This is a genomic window from Mesorhizobium sp. BR1-1-3, from assembly GCF_020165455.1.
GTDB classification, from domain to species: domain Bacteria; phylum Pseudomonadota; class Alphaproteobacteria; order Rhizobiales; family Rhizobiaceae; genus Mesorhizobium; species Mesorhizobium ciceri.
The window spans coordinates 135,058-159,033 of the sequence record NZ_JAIUIC010000008.1 but is presented as its reverse complement, the minus strand read 5'-3'; the positions used below and the strand labels follow the sequence as shown (position 1 = coordinate 159,033).

General features: G+C 64.3%; 17 protein-coding genes. 11 read left to right on the top strand and 6 right to left on the bottom strand.

Annotated elements, in window-relative coordinates; translation table 11 throughout:
* Positions 1 to 25: 25 nt before the first annotated feature.
* Positions 26 to 1,942, bottom strand: a complete 1,917-nt coding sequence (gene dnaK, locus LB559_RS19345) for a molecular chaperone DnaK (RefSeq protein ID WP_024502156.1) — start codon at positions 1,940 to 1,942, stop codon at positions 26 to 28.
* Positions 1,943 to 2,155: 213 nt separating this feature from the next.
* Here dnaK and LB559_RS19340 point away from each other — a divergent pair, with 213 nt between their 5' ends.
* The 5 genes from LB559_RS19340 (at position 2,156) to LB559_RS19320 (ending at position 11,996) form a co-directional block, all read left to right on the top strand.
* On the top strand, positions 2,156 to 4,399 hold the full coding sequence (locus tag LB559_RS19340) for a hypothetical protein (RefSeq protein WP_224674751.1): 2,244 nt from the start codon (positions 2,156 to 2,158) through the stop codon (positions 4,397 to 4,399).
* A 10-nt stretch (positions 4,400 to 4,409) separates the two neighbouring features.
* On the top strand, positions 4,410 to 8,255 hold the full coding sequence (locus tag LB559_RS19335; protein WP_224674750.1) for a DUF11 domain-containing protein: 3,846 nt from the start codon (positions 4,410 to 4,412) through the stop codon (positions 8,253 to 8,255).
* Between the two features lie 222 nt (positions 8,256 to 8,477).
* Positions 8,478 to 9,155: a ribulose-phosphate 3-epimerase gene (rpe, locus tag LB559_RS19330; RefSeq protein WP_027161168.1), complete on the top strand. Its 678-nt coding sequence runs from the start codon at positions 8,478 to 8,480 to the stop codon at positions 9,153 to 9,155.
* A 408-nt stretch (positions 9,156 to 9,563) separates the two neighbouring features.
* Positions 9,564 to 10,304, top strand: a complete 741-nt coding sequence (locus tag LB559_RS19325; RefSeq protein WP_224674749.1) for a GntR family transcriptional regulator — start codon at positions 9,564 to 9,566, stop codon at positions 10,302 to 10,304.
* Positions 10,305 to 10,481: 177 nt separating this feature from the next.
* Complete coding sequence (locus tag LB559_RS19320; RefSeq protein ID WP_224674748.1) at positions 10,482 to 11,996, top strand: malonate--CoA ligase; 1,515 nt, start codon at positions 10,482 to 10,484, stop codon at positions 11,994 to 11,996.
* Positions 11,997 to 12,023: 27 nt separating this feature from the next.
* On the opposite strand, the gene LB559_RS19315 is transcribed toward LB559_RS19320, so the two are convergent.
* Genes LB559_RS19315 through LB559_RS19295 form a run of 5 tightly spaced genes read right to left on the bottom strand, consistent with a single transcriptional unit; the run spans position 12,024 to position 18,002 of the window.
* Positions 12,024 to 14,063 (bottom strand): ABC transporter ATP-binding protein/permease, encoded by a 2,040-nt coding sequence (locus LB559_RS19315; protein WP_013528580.1) that lies wholly within the window; start codon positions 14,061 to 14,063, stop codon positions 12,024 to 12,026.
* A gap of 51 nt (positions 14,064 to 14,114) precedes the next feature.
* A complete protein-coding gene (gene nagA / locus LB559_RS19310; protein ID WP_013528579.1) occupies positions 14,115 to 15,293 on the bottom strand; it encodes an N-acetylglucosamine-6-phosphate deacetylase in 1,179 nt (392 codons plus the stop codon).
* On the bottom strand, positions 15,290 to 16,324 hold the full coding sequence (locus LB559_RS19305) for an SIS domain-containing protein (protein ID WP_224674824.1): 1,035 nt from the start codon (positions 16,322 to 16,324) through the stop codon (positions 15,290 to 15,292). The genes nagA and LB559_RS19305 overlap by 4 nt, the downstream gene beginning before the upstream one ends.
* Before the next feature lie 17 nt (positions 16,325 to 16,341).
* The gene (locus LB559_RS19300) at positions 16,342 to 17,124 is read right to left on the bottom strand and encodes a GntR family transcriptional regulator (protein WP_063169682.1); all 783 of its coding nucleotides are present in this window, start codon (positions 17,122 to 17,124) and stop codon (positions 16,342 to 16,344) included.
* Positions 17,121 to 18,002: an N-acetylglucosamine kinase gene (locus LB559_RS19295; RefSeq protein ID WP_013528576.1), complete on the bottom strand. Its 882-nt coding sequence runs from the start codon at positions 18,000 to 18,002 to the stop codon at positions 17,121 to 17,123. The genes LB559_RS19300 and LB559_RS19295 overlap by 4 nt, the downstream gene beginning before the upstream one ends.
* A gap of 198 nt (positions 18,003 to 18,200) precedes the next feature.
* On the opposite strand from LB559_RS19295, the gene LB559_RS19290 reads away from it, so the two are divergent.
* The 6 genes from LB559_RS19290 (at position 18,201) to LB559_RS19265 (ending at position 23,965) form a co-directional block, all read left to right on the top strand.
* On the top strand, positions 18,201 to 19,160 hold the full coding sequence (locus tag LB559_RS19290) for an N-acetylmuramic acid 6-phosphate etherase (protein WP_224674747.1): 960 nt from the start codon (positions 18,201 to 18,203) through the stop codon (positions 19,158 to 19,160).
* A 2-nt stretch (positions 19,161 to 19,162) separates the two neighbouring features.
* Complete coding sequence (locus tag LB559_RS19285) at positions 19,163 to 20,422, top strand: ABC transporter substrate-binding protein (protein WP_013528574.1); 1,260 nt, start codon at positions 19,163 to 19,165, stop codon at positions 20,420 to 20,422.
* A 241-nt stretch (positions 20,423 to 20,663) separates the two neighbouring features.
* Positions 20,664 to 21,593 carry a carbohydrate ABC transporter permease gene (locus LB559_RS19280; protein WP_027161161.1) on the top strand — a complete coding sequence of 310 codons (930 nt, stop codon included), beginning with the start codon at positions 20,664 to 20,666 and terminating at the stop codon, positions 21,591 to 21,593.
* 11 nt (positions 21,594 to 21,604) lie between these two features.
* Positions 21,605 to 22,444 (top strand): carbohydrate ABC transporter permease, encoded by an 840-nt coding sequence (locus LB559_RS19275; protein WP_224674746.1) that lies wholly within the window; start codon positions 21,605 to 21,607, stop codon positions 22,442 to 22,444.
* On the top strand, positions 22,441 to 22,908 hold the full coding sequence (locus LB559_RS19270; RefSeq protein ID WP_013528571.1) for a DUF4304 domain-containing protein: 468 nt from the start codon (positions 22,441 to 22,443) through the stop codon (positions 22,906 to 22,908). The genes LB559_RS19275 and LB559_RS19270 overlap by 4 nt, the downstream gene beginning before the upstream one ends.
* Before the next feature lies 1 nt (position 22,909).
* Entirely contained in the window at positions 22,910 to 23,965 is a 1,056-nt protein-coding gene (locus tag LB559_RS19265) for a Gfo/Idh/MocA family protein (RefSeq protein ID WP_224674745.1), read from the top strand.
* Positions 23,966 to 23,976: the final 11 nt, after the last annotated feature.

Genomic DNA, 23,976 nt, shown 5'->3' with positions numbered 1-23,976 from the left:
TCGCTTTATCTTGCCGTCAAACGGTTCAGGCCGACTTCTTCTTGTCGTCGTCCTCGTCGATTTCCTCGAAATCGGCGTCGACAACGTCACTGTCCTTGGCGGCGTCCGCCTTGGCGTCGGCTTCCGCCGCTTCCTTCTGCGAAGCCTCGTACATGGCCTGGCCAAGCTTCATAGAAGCCTCGGCCAGCGCCTGGCTCTTGGCTTCGATGTCGGCCGCGTCGTCGCCTTCGGTCGCGGTCTTCAGCGCCGCGATCGCGTCGGAGATCGCCGTGCGCTCGCCTTCCGAAACCTTGTCGCCATATTCCTTCAGCGACTTCTCCGAGGAATGCAGCAGCGCTTCGGCCTGGTTGCGGGCCTCGACCAGCGCACGCCGCTTCTTGTCGGTCTCGGCATTGGCCTCGGCGTCCTTGACCATCTTCTCGATGTCGGCGTCCGAAAGACCACCCGATGCCTGGATGCGGATCTGGTGCTCCTTGCCGGTGCCCTTGTCCTTGGCCGAAACGTTGACGATGCCGTTGGCGTCGATGTCGAAGGTGACCTCGATCTGCGGTACGCCGCGCGGCGCCGGCGGAATGCCGACCAGGTCGAACTGGCCGAGCGCCTTGTTGTCGGCGGCCATTTCGCGCTCACCCTGGAAGACCCGGATGGTCACTGCCGACTGTGAGTCCTCGGCCGTCGAGAACACCTGGCTCTTCTTGGTCGGGATCGTCGTGTTGCGTTCGATCAGGCGGGTGAACACGCCACCCAGCGTCTCAATGCCGAGCGACAGCGGCGTCACGTCGAGCAACAGCACGTCCTTGACGTCGCCCTGCAGCACGCCGGCCTGGATGGCGGCGCCGAGAGCGACGACCTCATCCGGATTGACGCCCTTGTGCGGCTCCTTGCCGAAGAACTGCTTCACGATTTCCTGGATCTTGGGCATGCGGGTCATGCCGCCGACCAGGACGACTTCGTCGATCTCGCCCGCCTTCAGGCCGGCATCCTTCAATGCCGCCTTGCAAGGGGCAATCGTGCGCTGGACGAGGTCGTCGACCAGCTGCTCGAACTTGGCGCGCGTCAGCTTCAGCGTCAGGTGCTTCGGCCCGGTCGCGTCGGCGGTGATGAAGGGCAGGTTGATTTCGGTCTGGGTGGTCGACGACAGCTCGATCTTGGCCTTTTCAGCCGCCTCCTTGAGGCGCTGCAGGGCAAGCTTGTCGTTCTTCAGGTCGATGCCCTGTTCCTTCTTGAACTCGGCCGCCAGGTATTCGACCAGGCGCATGTCGAAATCCTCGCCGCCGAGGAAGGTGTCGCCATTGGTCGACTTGACCTCGAACACGCCATCGCCGATTTCGAGCACCGAAATGTCGAACGTGCCGCCGCCAAGGTCATAGACGGCAATGGTCTTGCCTTCCTTCTTGTCGAGGCCATAGGCAAGCGCTGCCGCGGTCGGCTCGTTGATGATGCGCAGCACTTCAAGGCCGGCGATCTTGCCGGCATCCTTGGTCGCCTGGCGCTGGGCGTCGTTGAAATAGGCCGGAACGGTGATGACCGCCTTCTCGACCTTTTCGCCGAGATAGGCTTCCGCCGTCTCCTTCATCTTCTGCAGGATCATGGCCGAAATCTGCGAGGGCGACTGCTTCCTGCCGCCGGCTTCGACCCAGGCATCGCCATTGTCGCCCTTGACGATCTTGTAGGGGACAAGCTTCTTGTCCTTCTCCGTCACCGGATCGTCATAGCGGCGGCCGATCAGGCGCTTGACCGCGAAGATGGTGTTTTCAGGATTGGTGACCGCCTGGCGCTTGGCCGGCTGGCCGACCAGACGTTCGTCGTCGCCCGAGATGGCGACGATGGAAGGCGTCGTGCGCGCGCCTTCCGCATTCTCGATTACCTTGGGCTCCTTGCCATCCATGATGGCGATGCAGGAGTTGGTGGTGCCGAGATCGATACCGATTACTTTTGCCATTTCTCTAGTCTCTCCGCTAAGCAGGCTCTCAGGACCCGTACAGGCGTTCCGACGAAAGCCCCTGTTCACAAGAAATCCCGTTCCGGCAACCGGCATTCCGGCGCCGAACGGCTTGGCGCGTATATAAGAACAGGCGGCATCGCGCGCAAGCATTCTGCGCAGGCCTTCCATGAACCTTTCCATCTCCGCCCGCGACTGATCTCCAGGTGCCGCATGGTGCGGCCCGGAAAGGAAGCCCCCATGACCAATAACCCAGAGGCTCTGCGGTCTCCGGGAACAACAGGAGCTCGGCGCGACCACCGCCTTCGGGACGGGGTCGATGCGCTGGGCTTTCCGCTGATTCCGTTGACCCTGCGTAAGACCAGGCGTATCGTCGTCTTGAGGAAAGCAGACAATTCGATCAGGGAAGAACGAGCCGGACCGCCGCGCCTTGCCCTGATTTGCGCGGCCAGCCCCGACGTTCTCCCGTCGACTACGGGGGGTAGTGTCATGTCTCGCATCCGCGGCTCGTTCGTGTCGTCTCTTGATGGCGGCTTGCGCCGTGCTGTGCATCCAGGCGGGTTGCTGGCGCTGGCGCTCGGCCTGTGGCTGGGCGCCGCGCAGGCGCAGGAAACCCGGATCATGTATCCCGGCTCGATGGCGGTGACCGGATTCTCCGGCACCATCATTCCCAATTTCGACCCCCCTGATTCCGAAAAAGAGGGCCTGCCGCCCGGCGTCGATCCGGTCGACGAAACCTTCATCGACCCCACGCGCGCCACCTTGCGCGTGTTCGACGTTTCGCATCTGGGCGGCCCAGCCTCCGGCCAGCTGGTCAACACGCCGCCGCCCTTCGAGGTGACGGCGGAGCAGATCGGCCAGGTGTTCGGCGTCACCTATGATGACGGCGTGCGCGACGGCGTTCCATCGGGCATTCCCAATCTCTATGCCGGCGCCACCTCGCTGCACGGCATCCGTATCGTCACCCCGGATGCCGACGATGACGGCCGCCCCGAGAGGCAGCGCCGCGGCGCTGCCGGCGCCACCTTCATGGATGGCCAGTTCGGCACCGAAAACGGTGGCGGGCCGGGCGCCGTCTGGAAGATCGACGGCATCACCGGCCAGGTCTCCAAATTCGCCGACATCGACACCAACAGCGGTCCCGGCATCGGCAATCTCACTTTCGACGCCACTCACCGCGAGTTCTTTGCGTCCGATCTCGACACCGGCCTGATCCATCGCATCGACGCCGAAGGCAGACTGATCGACAGCTTCGATCACGGCGTTGCCGGCCGGCCCACGCATGGGCTCGCTCCCGTCGCCGACGATGGTTCGGTGATGGACATACAAGGTGCCGCCTTCGATAGCGAAGACCCCGACAGCTGGGGCTACACGCAGGACGAGCGCCGCGTCTGGGGTGTCTCCTACCATGGCGGCCGGCTCTACTATTCGGTCGGCGAAAAGTCGGAAATCTGGTCGGTGGGCATCGCTCGCGACGGCAGTTTTGCCGGTGACCCGCGCTGGGAACTGACGGTCAGGGCCGACAAGGACTACGCCGTCACCGACATCGCCTTCGACAACAGCGGCTTCATGTACCTGGCCCAGCGCGGTCCGGTCGAGAACCGTTACGATTACAGCCAGTTCGCCGATTCCGGTAAAGGCGAGGTCATCCGCTATTTCCGGGAGAACCCGGACGATCCGGAAACGGAATCGGTCTGGGTCGAAGTGCCGCAGGAATATGCGGTCGGCTTCCCCCAAGGCAACCGGCAGTCGGCCGGCGGCCTCGACCTGCAATATGGCTATGACGCCGACGGCAATCTCGACAGCTCCGTCTGCACGCAGACGCTGGTCAACACGGGCGACAAGCTGCGCGACAATCCTTCACTCGCCGAACAGCTCGCAGCCGGCGGGCCGCTGGCCGTACACGGTGTGCAGATCACGCCGAAAGAGCTGGTCAAGCCGGCCAATGTGCCGCCCTTCGGCTCATGGTTCGTCGACTTCGACGGTTATTTCGAAGACCCGGAGGTCGAGGGCCATGTCGGCGATGTTGCCGTCTGGCACCCTTGCGAGGGCCGCGCCGGCTATTACGAGGAAATCCCGGGCGGCTACCTGCCCCCCTTCTACCCGCCGGATTTCCCACCACCCGGCAACCTGCCTCCATGTCTCGACGTCGACGACGTCCAGTATTACTGCACGCCTTCCGGCCTCGAGGCCGATCTCTATCTCCATGACCATGCCGGCTTCGGCGGCGATTCGATCAAGGTCCAGTCCAGGACGCCAGGCGTCGGGGTGACATCATCCCAGTCGCATGCGCCCGGCAAGCCTTACACGATCGACATCACCGGCCACTATCCGGGCGACACAGTCGATGTCGGGCTCTGCTTCTACAGGAAGTCCGACAAGGACAAGGGTGGCTATTACCCTTGCTGCAAGATGACTTTGCCGCTCAGAACCCCAGCCGCCAGCTGCGAACGTTGAGGAGGGGAAGATGAAAAATCTCGCACTCTCCCCGCTCGCAACGAACGCCCAAACAACCGTCATGGAGACGATCATGAAACCCCTGTCATACGCCAGGCGCGGCGCGCGCTGGCTGATGGCGGCCGGTATCGCGGTCGCCATGTTCACCCCGGTGCAAGGCTTTGCAGAAGACGCTGCCTCGATCACCCCGGAGCTGAAGCTCGATCTCGACAGTTCGCGCGTCGTCACTCCGAGGCCTGACCAGGTGGTGCCTTTCTTCACCAAGACAGGCACTCAAAGAGGCTGCGATTACGTCGTCTACTCGCTGAGCTTCGGCTTGCGCGGCGATCCGCAGGGCCTTGCCGACCCGAGCCTCGAGGCCAGGCTGAAGAAGGTCAGGATCGACTTCAAGGACCAGCTTCCGCACGGCCTTGCGATCATCAACGTCAACGTGTCCGGCGACGGCACGGATTCGTCCGGCGGACCACTGCCGGGTGCAACGATCAGCACTTCGGCAAATCCGAACGATACTGCCACGGTTTCCGACTTCCGCATCTCCACGTCCGATCTCGACGGCGTCGGCGCTGCCAACGAGCGTGTGATCAACTTCGCGATCACGGCCAAGATCGATCGTGCGGCATTTCCCGCGCCGACGATCGTCGACAACCAGGGCATGATCAAGGTGACGGCCGGACCGGGCACCGGGACCATCATCCCGTCGCAGGATCCGGGCAAGCCCGACGACGGTGACTTCAAGACCGGCGTGAAGACCTCGATCAAGATCGACGTCACCAAGTGCAATCCGCCACCGCCACCTCCGGGCAAGGAATGCTTCAAGGTGGAACGCGGCACGGTCGACTGCGTGCCCGGCGGCGGCGCCTTCATCTACCACATGCCGGTCGGCCCGGAGATGGGCGGCAAGTGGGTGCAGGTGTCGACGAGCACGCCCGGCATCAATATCATCCCCGATACCCAATTGGTGCCGGCGGGCGGCGGTGTGCTCAACTGGAAGATCGTCGGTGCCTCGCCCGGCGACGTCATCCACCTCATCGTCACCGGCATCGAAACCTATGCCGGTCCGAAGGAAGGCTGGGGCCTGTGCTGCACGCAGACGATCGACATCGTCATCCCGCGTGACCAGAGGTGCCCGCCCAGGGACAAGGAGCCGGACCTCAAGGTCGAGAAACGCGCCGACGTGACGCGTTGCACGATGGGCGGCGGCTGCGACTTCACCATCAGGGTCACCAATGTCGGCACCGGTGCCTACCACGGCAAGATCGTGCTCGACGAGGTGACGCTGCCGGCCGGCTCGACGCTCGATTCAGGGCCAAATCCACCCTGGGTCTGCGTACCCGGAACCACCCCGATGACCTGCACACATCCGGTGACCACGCTCAATCCGGGGGCCTCCGTCGACCTCAAGCTCGGCTTCAAGCCGGCCGGAGGCTGGCAAGGCGGTGCTTTACGCAACTGCGCCACCTACAATTATGGCGCCAGCGGCAAGCCGCTGTTCGGCAGCCAGTCGAACGATCGCGGCTGTGCCTCGATCCCGATCTGCCGGCGCGGCGACCGTGACCGCGACTGCCGGCCGCCGGTGGAGAAGAAGGTCGACCTGATCCTGAAGAAGCGTGCCCGCGTCCCGGTCTGCTCGGCCGACGGCATCTGCACCTTCGTGATCGACATCATCAACAACGGCACATCGACCTATAACGGACCGCTGACGGTGATCGACAGCTATCCGGGCGGGGCGCCGTCGTCCTCGACCTTCGGCCCGAACCCGCCCTGGACATGCGGACCGAACGGCCCCGGCCAGTTCCGCTGCGACAATGCCGGCATCTCGCTGCCTGCGGGCGCCTCGACGCCGATCTTCGTGAAGGCGGTCATGCCGGCCGGCTACCAGTCGGACACTGTCGAGAATTGCGCTGAGGTGAAGCCCATCCCCGGTGAAAACGACCTCACCAACAACAAGGCCTGCGCCAAGGAACGCTTCCGTCATCCCAATGGCGGCAAGCCGACCCTGCGCATCACCAAGGTGTGCAACGGCTCGCTCGCCGGTGCCGCGGTCGTCTCTTGCCGCATCACCGTCATCAGCCTTGGCACCGCTGCCCCCACCGGTCCGGTGCGGGTCAACGATGCCGCCACGCTGGTGGCCGGCGGCGCGCCCGTCCAGATCCAGACCGTCACCCCCGACGGCGCGGAATGGGCGTGCGGACCGGTTCCGGCCAATGCGCTGTCGTGCCAGATTCCCGGTGCCGTCATGACACCTGGAACCAGCCGCCACTTCGACGTGACGGTCTCGGCGAATGGCGCGTTCGAAAACTGCGCGCGCGGCTCCTATGGGCCTGCGCCGGGCGACGACGTCGTCTATCCCTTTGGCCAGGCCTGCGCCAAGGGCGGCGGTTCTTCGACCATCCGTGTCGAAAAGACCGGCGACCGCGAATGCAGGCTCGGCCAACCCTGCTCGTTCGAGATCACCATCACCAATGACGGAGCGACCGCCTTCTCCGGGCCGGTCCGCATCGGCGATGCGATCGGCGTGGAGGGGCTCGGCAGGCTGGAAGGCGTTGAGATCACCTCGATCGATCCGCCCTTCGGCTGCTCGCCGGAACCGGCAATCTTGCCTGCGTCCTGCATTGCCAACCTGACGCTCGGCGCCGGCGAAAGCCGGGTACACCATGTCACCGTGGTCATTCCCGACGACGGCCGCCTGGCCAATCTGCAGGGCAATGTCAGCGGCCAGAACTGCGTCGGCGTGCTGTCTCCCGACACACGGGTGCAGGGCGGTGGCGACGTGCTTGGCGGCGATCAGACCAATGTGCAGGGCGATCGCGGCAAGGCCTATGCCTGCCATCCCTTCACCATTAGCCAGGAGACGAGGAAGGAATGCTCGCAAGGCTTCGTCATGAACGATGCCGGCCGCTGCGTTTGCCCCGAAGGCACCACCTACCGCAACGGCCAGTGCTCGCCGGGCGGTGGTATCGTGCCGAAGCCGGAACAGCCGAAACGCTGTGTGCTGCTCGAGGGCCAGATCCGCACCGAGGACGGACGCTGCGTCTGCCCACGCGGAACCGGGCTCGAGAACGGCAGGTGTGTCAGGACCGACAAGCCCGAGCAGTGCACTATCCGTGGCCAGGTCCACAATGCGGATGGCGATTGTGTTTGCCCCAGGGGAACCGAGATCAGGGGCAATGCCTGCCGCCCGATCCAGCCAAAGCCGGAGCAGTGCACGATCCGTGGCCAGGTCCACGATGCCGATGGAGACTGTGTCTGCCCGCGAGGGACCGAGGTGCGCAATGGCGCCTGCCGTCCGATCCGGCCGAAGCCTGAGCAGTGCATCATCCGTGGCCAGGTCCACGACGCGGACGGAGACTGCGTCTGCCCGCAAGGCAACGAGGTCAGAAACGGCGCCTGCCGCCCGATCCGGCCAAGGCCTGACCAGTGCACCATCCGTGGCCAGGTCCACGACGCCGACGGCAATTGTGTCTGCCCGAGGGGTACCGAGGTGCGGGGCAATGCCTGCCGGCGCAAGCAGCCGACGCAGGAGCAGTGCGACATACGCGGCCAGGTCCACAACAAGCGCGGCGAATGTGTCTGCCCGCGCGGCACCGAGGTGATCAACGGCGCATGCCGCAGGCAGGAGGTGGAATGCGCACCGGGCTCGCAGATGATCGATGGCCAGTGCCAGCCGATCATCAGGAGGCGCTGCCCGGAAGGCACGATCGGGCGCTACCCGAACTGCCGGGCGGTCCGCGGACAACCGTCGCTGGAGCTGAACCCCGGCCTGCTGCTGCAGCAGGTGCTGCCACGGCGCAGGCCGCAAGTCGAACAGCGGCAGGACCAGGTTCCAGACAGAATCCTGAAGCTCCAGCAGCAATAACCACCTGCTCGACACGAGACCAGAAACCCCGCCGGAGCAATCCGGCGGGTTTTTCTTCGCAGCTGTGGGGACAAGCGGGAATTGGCCGCAGCATGATCGCGGATAACGGCACGCGTCCCAGCCTGCGCGTCGGCCGCGCCTGCACCCTCGACAAGTCGGCTGCGGCGCATTAGGCAGTCGATAGAGTGGCCAACGAGAAGGACACTCGGAAAGGCCGCATCCATGAGCAGAAAGACCCTGATTGCACCATCGGTGCTGGCATCGGATTTTTCCAAACTCGGCGATGAGGTCGAAGCGGTAGCGGCAGCCGGCGCCGACTGGATACATCTCGATGTTATGGACGGGCATTTCGTGCCCAACATCACCTTTGGCCCGCCAGTGATCAAGGCGATCCGCAACCGCACCAAGGCCTTCTTCGACTGCCATCTGATGATTGCCCCGGCCGACCCCTATCTGGCCGCTTTCGCCGAGGCCGGCTGCGACGGTTTGACCGTCCATGCCGAGGCCGGCCCGCATCTTGACCGCTCGCTGCAGACCATCAGGAACCTTGGCAAAAAGGCCGGTGTGTCGCTCAATCCGGCGACGCCGGAAAGCGTGGTCGAATACGTGCTCGACCGGCTCGACCTGATCCTGATCATGACCGTCAATCCGGGCTTCGGCGGCCAGGCCTTCATCCCAGCGATCGTCGACAAGGTGAAGCGGGTCAAGGCCCTCATCGGAGGCCGGCCGATCCGAATCGAGATCGACGGCGGTGTTTCAGCCGAAACCGCGCCGCTGGTCACCGCTGCCGGCGCCGATGTGCTGGTGGCGGGCGCCGCCATCTTCAAAGGCGGCAGCGTCGAGGCTTATCGGCAGAACATCCAGGCGATCAGGACGGCAGCCGATAAGGCAGCCGGTTGACCAGCAGTGTTCCCGCGTCAGCCCTGCATGCCGGCTAAGGTTCTGGTGCCGGGCGGGTTTGTGAAGCTTTTGGGGCAACGGCATCGGATGTGAGCGATTGCCTGATTCGGTTTTCAGCTCCGTCGTTTATGCCCAAAGCAGACAGTTGATCTCGCACGAATACAAAAGAACAAAAAGAACAGGTTCTCCTGCGTGCATACAAAACATGTTAAGTGCCCGCAGGTTGTGAAAAAGCGCGGAATTACAGCATTGAACTCCGAAATGCCGCATATTCCTTTGTGCTAAAGTACAATAACGTGATCTTCTGCTTGAGCAGGCGAATCTTCGCGCTGTATGGTACAAGTACGAGAAGGCGAATGCTTTCGGACTCGAATCGCCCGGGACAAGTCCTGGGGACAAGGAGTCGCTTTGACATACGGAGCTGCCAATCTGAACGACGACGCTGCCGGACCGAAGAGCACGCTTGCCACTACGGTCTATCAGCAATTGCGGGACGATCTTCTCGGCGGTGTCCTTGAAGCGGAGAGCAAGCTGCGGGTCGAGTGGGTGGTCTCCAAATATGGGGCCGGCGCCTCGCCTGTCCGCGAAGCCCTCAATCGCCTCGCCTCGGAAGGGCTTCTCGGCCGGCACGACCAGCGCGGCTTCTTCATCATGCCGGTCAGCGCCTCGGAACTCGAGGAGCTGACGCGCACCCGCTGCTGGCTCGAGGAGCGAGCGCTTCGCGAATCCATCACCCACCGCACCGCCGAATGGGAAGAACAGCTCGTGCTGGCGCTGCATCGCCTGGGACGCGCGTCACGCCTGGCACCGCAGAATCTCTTCTCGCTCAATCCCGATTGGGAGAGGCTGCATCGCATCTTCCACAGGGTGCTGATTTCGGCCTGCCGGTCGCAATGGCTGGTGGGGTTTTGCGACCAGCTCTCCGATCACGCCTATCGCTACCGGCAAATGGCCAATGATGGCGAAGGCGTCCAGCGCGACGATTTCGGCGAGCATCGTCTGATCGCCGAATATGCCCTGGACGGCAATGCCGACAGTGCCGTCGAGGCCCTGCTCAACCACTACCGGTTGACTGCGGCCATGTGCATGAAGCGCTTCGAGCAGGACGAGGAAACGAAAGAAATCGCCGGCAAACGCGCTCGGCGATAGCAGTCGTTTCCTGGCGGGTCTCTTGTGCTCGTTTCTTGCACGCAACCTGCGTCGGCGCGGCCGGCGTGAACCGCTGTCGGCGGGCTTGACGGCGCGGCCAAGAACCGCGAACTCTCGCCGCCGAGGCATGCCGCGACAGGCGCATGCTCAGCGCCGCAGCACCCCAGGGAAGTCTTCATGAGCAATCATCTGTTCGATGCGTTCCGGTTCCGGATGCCGGCGCCAGCGCGCTTGCTGATGGAAACCGATGATGGCCGCTCGATCACCTATGGCGATATGCTGGCCCGCTCGGCGCAGCTTGCGCATGCGCTCCTGCAACTGGATGTCGAGCCCGGTGACCGCGTTGCCGTGCAGGTCGAGAAGAGCCCGGAAGCGGTCATGCTCTATCTCGCATGCCTGCGCGCCGGCGCCGTCTTCCTGCCGCTCAACACCGCCTACACGCTGGCTGAGCTGGAGTATTTCTTCGGCGACGCAGAACCACGCCTGGTCGTCTGCGATCCGGCAAGAGCGGCCGACATCGGCGCGCTGGCGGAAAAGACGGGCGCCGTCACCGTCACGCTCGGCCGCGATGGCCGGGGATCGCTGACCGACCAGGCCTCGCGGCTGCCGACGGATTTTCATGACGTGGCGCGCGGGCCGGATGACCTCGCGGCAATCCTCTACACGTCGGGGACCACCGGCCGTTCGAAAGGCGCCATGCTCAGCCACGAGAACCTTGCTTCGAACGCGCGCGTGCTGGTCGAGCACTGGCGTTTCACCGGAGACGACGTGCTGATCCACGCATTGCCGATCTTCCACACGCACGGCCTGTTCGTCGCCACCAACGTCGTCCTGATGGCCGGCGCCTCGATGCTGTTCGAGCAGAAGTTCGATCCGGCCCGCATCGTCTCGCTGCTGCCGCGTGCCACGGCCCTGATGGGGGTGCCGACCTTCTACGTGCGCCTGCTGCAGCATGAGGGGCTGGACCATGAGGCGGCGAAAAACATCCGTGTGTTCATTTCCGGGTCGGCGCCGCTGCTGGCCGAGACGCACAAGGCCTGGCGCGAGCGCGCCGGCCACGCGATCCTCGAACGCTACGGCATGACCGAGACCAACATGAACACCTCGAACCCCTATGAGGGCGAGCGGCGCGCCGGCACCGTCGGTTTCCCCTTGCCCGGCGTCACGCTTCGCATCGCCGATCCAGACAGCGGCGCAGCGCTTGCGCAGGGCGAGGTCGGCATGATCGAGGTGAAGGGCCCAAATGTTTTCGGCGGCTATTGGCGCATGCCGGAGAAGACCAAGGCGGAATTCCGCGCCGACGGTTTTTTCATCACCGGCGATCTCGGCATGATCGACGCCGACGGTTATGTCCACATCGTCGGCCGCGGCAAGGACCTGATCATATCGGGCGGTTACAACATCTACCCGAAGGAGCTCGAAAGCGAGATCGATGCGCTCGACGGGGTTAGCGAAAGCGCCGTCATCGGCGTTGCCCATCCGGATTTCGGCGAAGGCGTCACCGCCGTGGTCGTGCGGGCGCCGTCATCGCGGATCACCGGTGCCGAAATTCTCGGCGCTATCGCCGGACGGGTGGCGAAATACAAGCATCCGAAGCGCGTGATCTTCGTCGATGAACTGCCGCGCAACACCATGGGCAAGGTACAGAAGAACCTGCTGCGCGACGCCTACAAGGACATATACGCATCATAGTTGCGCGGTGCCCGGGGCAGCGGCGCCTTACTCCTTGCGCGCCCTTTCGACCCGACTGCCGGAGCCCCACAAGGCGCGCTTCAGCAGGTTGCGCTTGCGCGGCACGAGGTTGATGTCGCTGACAAGCTTGGCGCCGCCCTCGCGCCGTTCGAGGGTGATCTTGCGGCTGTGGAAGGCTTCCAGCTCGGCACGGTGCGCCACGCTGATGATGGTGACATCGGGCAATTCGCGGATCACCGTCGCCATCATGGCGTCCTGGCTCTTCTCGTCGAGCGCCGAGGTTGCTTCATCCAGCACGACGATATCGGGGCGGTGCAGCAGCAGGCGCGCGAAAGCGAGACGCTGCTTTTCGCCGCCCGACAGCGTCTGGTCCCATGGCGCTTCTTCCTTGATCCTTTCGGCAAGATAGGCCAAGCCGACCTTGTCCAGGGCGGCCTTGATCTGTTTGATCGTCCACTTGTCCGCGGCCGCGGGATAGGCGACCGCGCGGCGAAGCGTGCCCGAGGGGATGTAGGGACGTTGCGGCAGCATGAACAGTCGCCTGTCGGCATGAAAATTGACGCTGCCGCCGCCCCACGGCCACAGGCCGGCAACGGCCCGCACCAGCGTCGACTTGCCGGAGCCGGATTCGCCAGCCACCAGCACACGCTCGCCCGGTTCGATCGCAACCTCGGTTTCCTTGACCACGGAGGTGCCGTCGTCGAGCGTGACGGAGAGATCGTCGAGGCTGAGCATCGCACCGTCTTCGGTTTCGCCGTGCTGGATGCGTCCGAGCGCGTCGCTCTGCTCCGCACGCTCGAGCCCGTCGAGCGACATCATCAGCGAGGCGATGCGCCGCGCCGAGGCGTTCCAGTCGGCAAGACGCGGGTAGTTGTCGACCAGCCATCCGAACGCGCCCTGCACGATGGCGAAGGCGGAGGCAGCCTGCATCACCTGTCCGAGCGACATCGAGCCTTCGAGGAATTTCGGCGCGCAAAGCAGGACCGGCACGACCGGCGCAAACAGGCTCGACCCCTGCGACACCAGCGCCGTGCGCATGTGCTGGCCCGTCAGCAGCGCCCATTGCCTGAGCACATGACCGAAGTTCCTGTCGATGCCGCTGCGCTCCTCCTCCTCGCCGCCGAGCAATGCGATGCTCTCGCCGTTTTCGCGTACCCGCGTCAGCGTGTAGCGGAATTCGGCTTCCGCCTGGTTCTTCTGCTCGGAGAGGCGGACGAAATGCCGGCCGATGACCACCATCGACGTGGAGGTGATGGCGGCATAGATGACTGCGGTGATGACGAGGAAGCCGGGAATGGTCAGGTTTTCGCCACCGATCGGCAAAGTGAGCGCGCCGCCGATCGTCCACAGCACCACGATGAAGGTCGAGGCCGACAGGAACGCATTGAGGACGCCGGAGATGAAATCGACCGGTGACTCGGTGGCGATCCGCAGATCCTCCGTGAGGCGGGCTTCGGGGTTCGAGTGGTCGCCGGCGACGAGATTCAACTGGTAGTAGCGGCCATTGGCAAGCCAGCGTGCGATGACGGCGGTGGTCAGCCAGGAACGCCAGCGGCGCTGGATCGTCATGCGCAGATAGACCTGCGCGACCACAAGGCCCGCGCTTCCAGCGACGAGCGGCAGGAATATGGCGCTAAGCACATAGACGGTGTGGACGTTGCGTTGCTCGATGGCGTCGAAGAAGGAGCGGTTCCAGACGTTGATCCCGTACTGAAAGCCGACATTGACGCAGATCAGGATCAACAGCCCGATCGTGAGCGGCCAGGCAAGCCCATCGCCCCGCCTGGCCCAGTAGCCGCGCCCGCTGATCCAGAAACGCCGCAGCAGGTATTTCCGGCGCGCCTGCTCGGCTTCTTCGGGCGTCAGTTGCGGATCCGGCTCGACAGCCTCCGGTGGCGGTCCCGGCTGGCCGTCGACCTCGGGGGCAGCTTCGGCAGTCGGCGGTTTTTTTTCGCGCAGATCCTCGTGGCGCGGCCTGTGGTCACGCGGCGCTTGCTGTCGCGGCTTCAAGGCACCGCGCGGTTTGATGCCGTCGGCCTGTTTCAATTTGGGTTTCGCCTCGGACATACGCTCCGACAACGACCTCAAAATCAAAAGGTTTCACGACGACAGCCGATATCAATGCGCAGTGCCGTAGCCGGCTCCAAAAACCTTTTCGCCGCCGATCCAGACGCCCTTCGGGTCGAGATCGTCCGACAGCGCGACAATATCCGCAGCCGTGCCGTTGGCGAATCGGCCAAGCCGGTGCGACTGGCCGATTGCTTGCGCCGGATAGAGCGAAGCCATGCGCAAGGCCTCGGAAAGCTCGACCCCGATGACGCGGTGGGTGAAACGAATGGCCGAGATCATGTCGAGATCGGCGCCCGCCAGCGTTCCGTCGCCGAGCCGCAGGCTGCCATGCCTGCGATAGATGGTACGGCCGTTGAGCGTGAACGACGTCATGTCGGTGCCGATTGTCGCCATGGCGTCGGTGACCAGAACGATCCTGGCCGGCCCCTGCTTGGCGCGCAGTGCGATCTTGATGGTGGCCGGATCGACATGGATGCCGTCGGCGATGAGACCGGCCGACAAGGTGCCGATGTCGATGGCGGCGCCAGCCAGGCCAGGCTCGCGATTGCCGATCTGGCTCATCGCATTGAACAGGTGGGTAACCATCGAGGCGCCCGCCGCGGCAAAGGCGCTGGCGGTGGCGTAGCCGGTGTCGGAATGGCCAAGGCTGACGATGACGCCGGCCTTAGTCAGCGCCGCGACGCGAGCCGGCTCGACGGATTCGGGCGCGATGGTGGTCAGCAGCACCGGCAGCTTTTGCCGAGCCGCGATCAGCATCGCCTGGTCGGCATCCGTCATCGGCCGGATCAGCGCCGGATCATGCGCGCCCTTGCGGGCGACCGACAAATGCGGGCCTTCGAGATGCAGCCCGAGAAACCCAGGCACCTTCTGGCGCGCCGCCGCCTCGCCGGCGGCGACAGCGGCGGCCGTGATTGCAGGCGTGTCGGTGATCAGCGTCGGCAGCAGCGCCGTCGTGCCGAAGGGCGCGTGCGCGCGGCAGATGGTCTCGATGGAAGCGACATCGGGATGGTCGTTGAGCATGACGCCGCCGCCGCCATTGACCTGCAGGTCCACGAAACCCGGCACCAGCAGGCCGTCACCGGCGTCGACGAGGGCGATGTCCGAGGGGACGGCGCCCGTGGGCAAAATGGCCTCGACGAGACCGTCGCGCACGACCAGCGCGTGGCCTTCATGCCAATCGTCGCCGTCGAAAATCCGGGCGCCAGTCAGGGCAAAGCGATTGCTCATACGGTCTCCGTCACCTTGCGAAGATTGCGCGGCGTGTCCGGGTCGAGACCGCGATGGCGGGCAAACGCCTCGACGAACATGTAGAAGGAGACGATCAGCGTCAGCGGATCGGTCAGTGGATGGCCGGTGGCGACATGCGGCAGGCGCACGGCGCGTTGGGCAAGTGCCGAGGTGACGAACACCGGCGCGCCCTTGGCCGCCAGGCTGTCGGCGGCCTCGGCAATCGACGGTTCGGACGCGTCGCGCGCGGCCAGCGCCAGCACCGGAAAATCGGGGCCGACCAGCGCCAGCGGGCCATGCATGACCTCGGCGGCGCTGTAGGCTTCCGCATGCATGCCGCAGGTCTCCTTGAATTTCAGCGCAGCCTCATTGGCCATCGCCGCCGACGGTCCGCGGCCGAGGATGAACAACGACTTCTGCTTCTCGATCGTCTCAGAGAGCACGCTCATCCAGTCGCAGGCGATCGCCTTGCCGAAATGCTCCGGCAGGCGGGCAAGCGCCGCCAGCAGCGCATCGTCGCCGGTGGCATGCGCCATCAGAGCGAGGCCGGCGACGGCCGAATTGATGAAGGTCTTGGTGGCCGCAACGCTGCGCTCGGGGCCGGCCAGGATGTCGATCGCATAGTCCGAGGCACGCGCCAGAGGCGAATCGGCGGTGTTGGTGATGGCGACGGTCAGCGCGCCTCCCGCCCGCGCGGTTTCGGCCATGGCGACGATGTCGGGGCTCTTGCCCGACTGCGAGATCGCCAGGCAGGCCGAGCCGGCGAGCCTGAGCTTGCGGCCATAGATCGAGGCGATCGACGGCCCGACCGATGCGACGGCCAGGCCCGCGGTCAGCTCGACGGCGTACTTCATGAAGGTGGCGGCATGGTCGGACGAGCCGCGCGCCACGGTGACGACGAACTGCGGGTCACGTTCACGGATGCCGCGCCCGGCTTCGGTCAGCACGGCGCCGGAGCCGTCGAGCAGGCGGGCGACGGCCTGCGGGACCTCCGCGATCTCGCGCCGCATATGGGTCATCTCTGTCGACATGGTCGGCTCTGTCGTGCTCATGGTCGGCCCTCTTCGCTCGGCCCTGTCAGCCGCAGTTCGGCGACGAAATCATAGGCGTCGCCCCGGTAGATAGAGCGGGTGAATTCGATCACCTTGCCGCTCGCCAGATAGGAAATACGTTCGATGTGCAGGCCGGCAATGCCTGGCGGCACCTCGAGCAGGCGCGCGTCGCTGTCGCCGAGATTGGCGGCGGAAATGCGCTGCACCGCCCGCACCGGCCGATTGCCGGTCAATTCCAGCGCGGCATAGAGCGAGGAGCCTATGTCGGCCGGGTCGGGCAACACGCTGGCCGACAGCGAGGCCCGCTCGATCGCCAGCGGCGTGTCGTTGGCAATGCGCAGGCGCGCCACGCGCGCCACCAGTTCGTTCGACGACAGGCCGAGCACCATCATTTCGTCGGGCGAAGGTGCGTAAAGGCCGCGGTCGAGCCATGCCGAACGCACCACCATGCCGCGCCGCGCCATGTCCTCGGTAAACGAGGTCAGCCGCGACAGCGACTGTTCGACACGCTCCATGCGCGGCGCCACGAAGGTGCCGGAGCCGTGGCGCTGCACCAGGATGCCGCCCTTGACCAGATCCTGCACCGCCTTGCGCACGGTGACCCGCGAAATATCGGCCTTGGTGGCGATGTCGCGCTCGGAGGGCAGCGCGTCGCCCGGCCCGATCAGGCCGCGATTGACCGCGTCCTCGATGCTCTTGCGCAACTGCAGATAAAGCGGCGCGCCGCTTTGCGCCTGATGTTTCAGCGTGGCGAAGATCTGGTCGGCGGCCTCGCTCATCGAGTTGCCTCCGCGTGTCCGGCGAAAAGGCGAACCGCCATCTGCACCGCGCCGCCCAGCGCGTCGTCGAGCGGCGGCTTCAGCAGCGCCCGGTAGCGGGCAGACAGGCGCGGCGCGTAGAGCGGCGCCAGCCCGCCGAGGAGGCACAGCGGCGCGTCGTCGGCGAGATCGAGCGCGCCGAGCGAGGCTTCGACATCGGCAACCACCCTGTCGAGGATCCAGTTGGCGACGCTGTCGCCCTTCTCGGCGTGTTCGAACACCTTGGGTGCGAAGCCGCCGAAATCGCCGGGCTTGGCATTGGTGGTGAATTCGACGACATCCTCCGGGTTGTTGCGGAAGACGGCCAGCATGCTCTGCGTCAGCGGCGAGCCCGCGCGGACGCCGTCATAGGCAAGCAGTGTCTGTTCGAGCAGGTCGCGGCCGATACGGGCGCCGCTGCCCTGGTCGCCAACCTGGAAGCCCCAGCCGCCGATGGCGCGCGATTTGCCTTGTCTGCGCGCCATATAGGCGGTGCCGGTGCCGAGGATCGCCATGGCGCCGTCACCGGCGCCGACAGCGCCTTCCAGCGCGATTTCGGCGTCGGTCTCGACGCGGCTGATGCTGAATGGCAGGATCGCCTCGAGCTGCTGCCGGTAGGTGCCGACATTGGCGCCGGCAAGGCCGAGAATTGCGGGCGTTCGCGGGATCAGTTCCGGATCCTGCCCGGCGACGAGGAACGCCTGCCTGGCGGCCTCGACGATGTTCGAGCGGGCGCCGGTCAGGTCGGTGCGGATGTTGGCGGCGCCGCTTTTGGCGCGGCCGATCACCGTGCCGTCCGCCGTTGCCAGGGCGGCCCTGCAGCTGGTGCCGCCGCCATCGATTCCGAGCACGAAATTCACGTGATATCTCCTCCGGGCGGATAATACCAATAAAATACCAATAGCCAAGGGTTAATTTCCGTTTCAAAAAGTTTAAGCCGTATTTTATTGAAAAATCTGCGTATTTCGGCGGCTCAGCGATTTCCGGCCCGCGAATTCGTTAATGCGTGTGGACAAGTGGTATTTTTTTGGTATTGTTCTGGTATTGGAGGAACCGGGATGGCCGAAACGCGCACCGAAGCGCTTCACAAAAATGCCGAGGGGCTGGATATCCAGCCTCCGGACGCCATCCTTTCCTATTTGGCCGATGCGCAGATCGAAGCCGCCAAGGTGGTGCGCCATGCCATTCCATCCATCGCCAGGGCCGCCGAGATCATCGCCGGCAGGCTGAAGAGCGGGGGCAAGCTTGCCTACGCCGCGGCCGGCAGCTCAGGCCTGATGGCACTGGCCGATGCGCTGGAGCTGCCGGGCACCTTCGGCATTCACCGCGACCGCATCGCCATCCTCATCGCCGGCGGCGACGACGCTTTCCGCACGCTGGCCGGCGGGCCGGAAGACGATACCGAGGAAGCCGCGGCAGCGGTCGCCGAGGCCGGCCTCGGCAAGGGCGACTGCCTGATCGCCATTTCCGCCAGCGGCACGACGCCCTATGCCGTGCGGGCCATCCAGGAGGCTGCCCGCCGCGGCGCTGCCACCATCGGCATCGCCAACAACAGGGACTCTGCGCTGCTGAGCCAGGCACAAACCGCCATCCTGCTCGAAACGCCGCCGGAACTGATCGCCGGCTCCACGCGCATGGGCGCCGGCACTGCCCAGAAGATCGCGCTCAACATGCTGTCGACGCTGACCGCCATCCATCTCGGCCATGTGCATGACGGCTACATGGTCAATCTCATGGCCGACAACATCAAGCTGCGCGACCGCGCGGCGCGCATCGTCGCCGCCGTCAGCGGGCGCGGCACGGACGAAGCGGCCCGCCTGCTCGAAAAGAGCGGCGGCGCGGTCAAGACCGCCATTCTGCTCGCCGCCGGCGCCGACAGCACTGACGCGGCGCAGAAGATACTGGAAGAGGCCGGCCAGAAGTTGCGGCCGGCCCTTTCCGCTATAGAGGGGAGCAAGGGCTCAAAAGCCTCTGTTCTCATCAAAACCGAACCTGAAAAAGGTCAACAGGGAGACTGAGCATGACAACGAAACTACTGACGGCACTGCTTTTGGGCACCAGCATTCTCGGCTCGGCCGGGTTGGCTCACGCCGACGACGTAACGCTCAACATCGAAAGCTGGCGCGGCGACGACCTTGCCATCTGGAAGGACAAGCTGATCCCGGCTTTCGAAGCCAAGAACCCGGGCATCAAGGTCGTGTTCGCACCCTCGGCTCCGACCGAATATGACGCCGCGCTCGGCGCCAAGCTCGCCGCCGGCTCGGCGGGCGACCTGATCACCTGCCGCCCGTTCGACAAGTCGCTTGAGCTGTTCAAGAAGGGCAACCTTGCCGATCTCTCGGCGCTGCCTGGCATGGAGAACTTTTCGCCGGTGGCCAAGTCCGCCTGGCAGACCGACGACGGCAAGGCGAGCTTCTGCGTGCCGATGGCCTCGGTCATCCACGGCTTCATCTACAACAAGGACGCCTTCGACAAGCTCGGCATCAAGGTGCCGGAGACCCGCGACGAGTTCTTCGCCGCGCTCGACAAGATCAAGGCCGACGGCACCTACATCCCGATGGCGATGGGCACCAAGGATCTCTGGGAAGCCGCGACCATGGGCTACCAGAACATCGGCCCCAACTACTGGAAGGGCGAGGACGGCCGCGCGGCGCTGATCAAGGGCGATCAGAAGCTGACCGACAAGGACTGGGTCGCGCCATATGAGGAACTGGCCAAGTGGAAGCCCTATCTCGGCGATGGCTTCGAGGCGCAGACCTATCCGGACAGCCAGAACCTGTTCACGCTCGGCCGCGCCGCCATCTACCCGGCCGGCTCGTGGGAGATCGGCCTGTTCAACACCCAGGCGCAGTTCAAGATGGGCGCCTTCCCGCCGCCGGTCGAGAAGGCCGGTGACACCTGCTACATCTCCGACCATACCGATATCGGCATGGGCCTGAATGCGGCTTCGAAGAACGCCGATGCGGCCAAGACCTTCCTGTCCTGGGTCGCCTCGCCGGATTTCGCCACCATCTACGCCAACGCACTGCCGGGCTTCTTCAGCCTGAACTCCTCGCCGGTGAAGATGGAAGACCCGCTGGCGCAGGAATTCGTCTCCTGGCGCGGCAAGTGCAAGTCGACGATCCGCTCGACCTACCAGATCCTGTCGCGCGGCACGCCGAACCTCGAGAACGAGACCTGGGTTGAATCGGCCAACGTCATCAACGGCACCGATACGCCGGAAGCGGCGGCCAAGAAGCTGCAGACCGGCCTCGACAGCTGGTACCATCCGGCCAAGTAAGAGCTCAGGCAACGGAACCGGCCTGGCGCACGCCTGGCCGGTTCCGGACTACCTCATTCAAAGCCTATTCAGATTGCGATTGTCGGCACCGCCTCCCGGCCTTACCCTCTCTTCGGGGAAGGCTAGCTGATCAGTCGCAGGCCTTTGTTCCTGCCGCATCGGCAGGAATGGTCGGGCCGTGCATCGAGGCATCATCTAGATCGATACCCTTTGGAACCGAGAGACGGCGGGGACCGAACTCATGGCCGCAGATATCAGAGCGAAAAGACCGTTCCGCTGGCATATAGGCGTCTTCCTGGCGCCGGCGGTGCTTGTCTACACGGCAATCATGATCCTGCCGCTCGCCGGCACGCTGCAGCTCTCGCTGTTCCGCAACATCGAGCAGCACCAGGTCTTCGTCGGGCTGGAAAACTTCCGCATGCTGTTCGGCGATCCCAACTGGTCGGTGGGTTTCTGGAACGCGCTGAGGAACAACACCTGGTTCTTTATCATCCACATGCTGGTGCAGAACCCGATCGGCGTCATGCTGGCCGCGCTTCTGTCCAGCCCGAGACTGAGGTTCGCGGCCTTCTACCGCACGGCGATCTTCGTGCCGACCATCCTGTCCTTCGTCATCGTCGGTTTCGCCTGGAAGCTGATCCTGTCCCCGTTGTGGGGCGTAGCGCCGCATCTGATGGATCTCGTCGGCCTGAAAAGCCTGTTCACGCCATGGCTCGGCAAGGAGCAATATGCGCTCACCGCACTCAGCCTGATTTCGGTGTGGCAGTTCGTCGGCATCCCGATGATGCTGATCTACGCTGCCCTGCTGTCGATCCCCGAAGAGGTGATCGAGGCCGCCGAATGCGATGGCATCACCGGCCTGGCGCAGTTCTGGAAGATCAAGCTGCCGCTGATCCTGCCGTCGATCGGCATCATCTCGATCCTCACCTTCGTCGGCAATTTCAACGCCTTCGACCTGATCTACACCGCGCAAGGCGCGCTCGCCGGGCCGAACTATTCGACCGATATTCTCGGCACTTTCCTCTACCGCGCCTTCTTCGGCTTCCAGCTGCAGGTCGGCGACCCCAATATGGGCGCGGCGATCGCCACGATGATGTTCCTGATCATCCTCGGCGGCGTCTGCGTCTACCTCTTCCTCGTCCAGACGCGCCTGCGTCGCTACCAGTTCTGAGGGGCCGAGAGATGAGCACCGCCACCCGTTCCGTGCCCCGCACCATCGGCGCCCATGCGATCCTGTTGACCTACACGGTGATCGTGCTGTTTCCGGTGATCCTGGTGATCATGAACTCGTTCAAGTCCCGCGCCGGCATCTTCGGCGCGCCGCTGACGCCGCCGACGCCCAAAACCTTCGACCTGATCGGCTACACCACCGTCATCGGCCAGGGCGACTTCATCCACTATTTCCAGAACAGCCTCGTCGTCACCGTCGCCTCCCTGTTCCTCGTGCTCCTGTTCGGCGCCATGGCGGCGTTCGCGCTGTCGGAATACCGCTTCCGCGGCAACTCGCTGATGGGCCTCTATCTGGCGCTCGGCATCATGATCCCGATCCGGCTGGGCACCGTCGCCATCCTGCAATTGATGGTGGCGAGCGGGCTGGTCAACACGCTGACGGCGCTGATCCTGGTCTACACCGCGCAAGGCCTGCCGCTTGCCGTCTTCATCCTGTCGGAATTCATGAAGCAGGTGTCCGACGATCTGAAGAATGCCGGCCGCATCGACGGCCTGTCCGAATACACCATCTTCTTCCGCCTGGTGCTGCCGCTGGTCAGGCCGTCGATGGCAACCGTCGCCGTCTTCACCATGATCCCGATCTGGAATGACCTGTGGTTCCCGCTGATCCTGGCGCCGTCGGAAGAAACCAAGACGGTGACGCTCGGCGCCCAGCTGTTCCTCGGCCAGTTCGTCACCAACTGGAACGCTATCCTGGCGGCGCTGTCGCTGGCGATCATGCCGGTGCTGATCCTCTACGTCATCTTCTCGCGGCAGTTGATCCGCGGCATTACTTCCGGAGCGGTGAAGTGAGCGGCGGGGAAGAAGCTATCGTACAGGCCCTCGTCGAGACAGCGAGCCACTATGGATTCCGGGGCGTTCGCGCCAAAAATTTCTACCGAGAGTGGCCGGAGACGATCTGTGTGCTGAACCTTCAGAAGTCTTCCTGGGGTCCGCAATTCTATATCAACGCTGCTGTCTGGTTTGCACGGCTTGGGCCGGAGCGCCGGCCGAAGGAATACAATTGTCACATTCGTTGGCGCGTCAATTCCCAGATGGAAGACGAGCAGTCGAAAGCGTTCGAGCAGGCGCTCAACCTTGAGCATCCCTTGCCTGATGATCAGAGGCTTTCACTGATCAAGGACGGAGTTGATGCCTATGGCTTTCGACTTTTGTCCCGGTGTGACAGCGAAGAAGCAGCCCTGCGGGTCGCAGATGAATGTGAGCCACAGGTGATGGTGGCTCTCGCAGCCCGCAGTCAAGAAAAGGCGAATTGAAATGGCCCAACCCCTGCGTGTCGTCGTCGCCGGCCTCGGCAATATGGGCCGCAGCCATGCGCTGGCCTACCATACCAATCCAGGTTTCCAGATCGCGGCGCTGATCAATCGCTCCGACGTGCCGCTGCCGGACGGGCTGTCGGGTTACGGCATCAGGCGCTCCTTCGACGAGGCATTGCGTGACGAAAAGCCCGATGTCGCCTGCATCGCCACCTATTCCGATAGCCATGCCGACTATGCGGTGAAGGCGTTCGAGGCCGGTTGCCACGTCTTCGTCGAAAAGCCGCTGGCAACGACGGTGGCCGATGCCAGGCGCGTCGTCGCGGCGGCCAAGGCCAACGGCAGGAAGCTGGTGATCGGCTACATCCTGCGCCATCACCCGTCCTGGATCCGGCTCATCGCCGAAGCGCGCAAGCTCGGCGGCCCCTACGTCTTCCGCATGAACCTCAACCAGCAATCCTCGGGCCATACCTGGGAGACGCACAAGCAGTTGATGCAGACGACCTCGCCGATCGTCGACTGCGGCGTGCACTATCTCGACGTCATGCTGCAGATCACCGATGCGAAGCCCGTGGAAGTGCGCGGCATGGGCGTGCGGCTGACCGACGAGGTCGCGCCCTCGATGTACAATTACGGCCACTTGCAGGTGCTGTTCGATGACGGTTCGGTCGGCTGGTATGAGGCCGGCTGGGGGCCGATGATTTCGGAAACCGCCTTCTTCGTGAAGGACGTCATCTCGCCCAATGGCTGCGTGTCGATCGTCATGAAGGAAGGTGTGAAGTCCGATGACATCGACACCCACACCAAGACCTCGACCATCCGCCTGCACAATGCGGCGACCGACGCGGACGGCAAGTTTCTCAAGGCCGACGAAATGCTGTCGATGGCAGGCGAACCCGGCCATCAGGACCTCTGCGACCTCGAACAGGCCTTCGTGCTGAAGGCAATCCGCGAGGATCTGGACCTCGCCAAACACATGGACGACGCGGTCAAATCGCTCGCCGTCTGCCTTGCAGCCGACGAGAGCGTGCGCAGCGGCGCCGCCGTCAAACTCTAGAACAGGGACGA

Coding starts and splice junctions, on each gene's coding strand:
- dnaK (WP_024502156.1), bottom strand. CDS start 1,942: ATGGCAAAAGTAATCGGTATCGATCTCGGCACCACCAACTCCTGCATC.
- LB559_RS19340 (WP_224674751.1), top strand. CDS start 2,156: ATGGTGCGGCCCGGAAAGGAAGCCCCCATGACCAATAACCCAGAGGCT.
- LB559_RS19335 (WP_224674750.1), top strand. CDS start 4,410: ATGAAAAATCTCGCACTCTCCCCGCTCGCAACGAACGCCCAAACAACC.
- rpe (WP_027161168.1), top strand. CDS start 8,478: ATGAGCAGAAAGACCCTGATTGCACCATCGGTGCTGGCATCGGATTTT.
- LB559_RS19320 (WP_224674748.1), top strand. CDS start 10,482: ATGAGCAATCATCTGTTCGATGCGTTCCGGTTCCGGATGCCGGCGCCA.
- LB559_RS19315 (WP_013528580.1), bottom strand. CDS start 14,063: ATGTCCGAGGCGAAACCCAAATTGAAACAGGCCGACGGCATCAAACCG.
- nagA (WP_013528579.1), bottom strand. CDS start 15,293: ATGAGCAATCGCTTTGCCCTGACTGGCGCCCGGATTTTCGACGGCGAC.
- LB559_RS19305 (WP_224674824.1), bottom strand. CDS start 16,324: ATGTCGACAGAGATGACCCATATGCGGCGCGAGATCGCGGAGGTCCCG.
- LB559_RS19300 (WP_063169682.1), bottom strand. CDS start 17,124: ATGAGCGAGGCCGCCGACCAGATCTTCGCCACGCTGAAACATCAGGCG.
- LB559_RS19290 (WP_224674747.1), top strand. CDS start 18,201: ATGGCCGAAACGCGCACCGAAGCGCTTCACAAAAATGCCGAGGGGCTG.
- LB559_RS19285 (WP_013528574.1), top strand. CDS start 19,163: ATGACAACGAAACTACTGACGGCACTGCTTTTGGGCACCAGCATTCTC.
- LB559_RS19280 (WP_027161161.1), top strand. CDS start 20,664: ATGGCCGCAGATATCAGAGCGAAAAGACCGTTCCGCTGGCATATAGGC.
- LB559_RS19275 (WP_224674746.1), top strand. CDS start 21,605: ATGAGCACCGCCACCCGTTCCGTGCCCCGCACCATCGGCGCCCATGCG.
- LB559_RS19265 (WP_224674745.1), top strand. CDS start 22,910: ATGGCCCAACCCCTGCGTGTCGTCGTCGCCGGCCTCGGCAATATGGGC.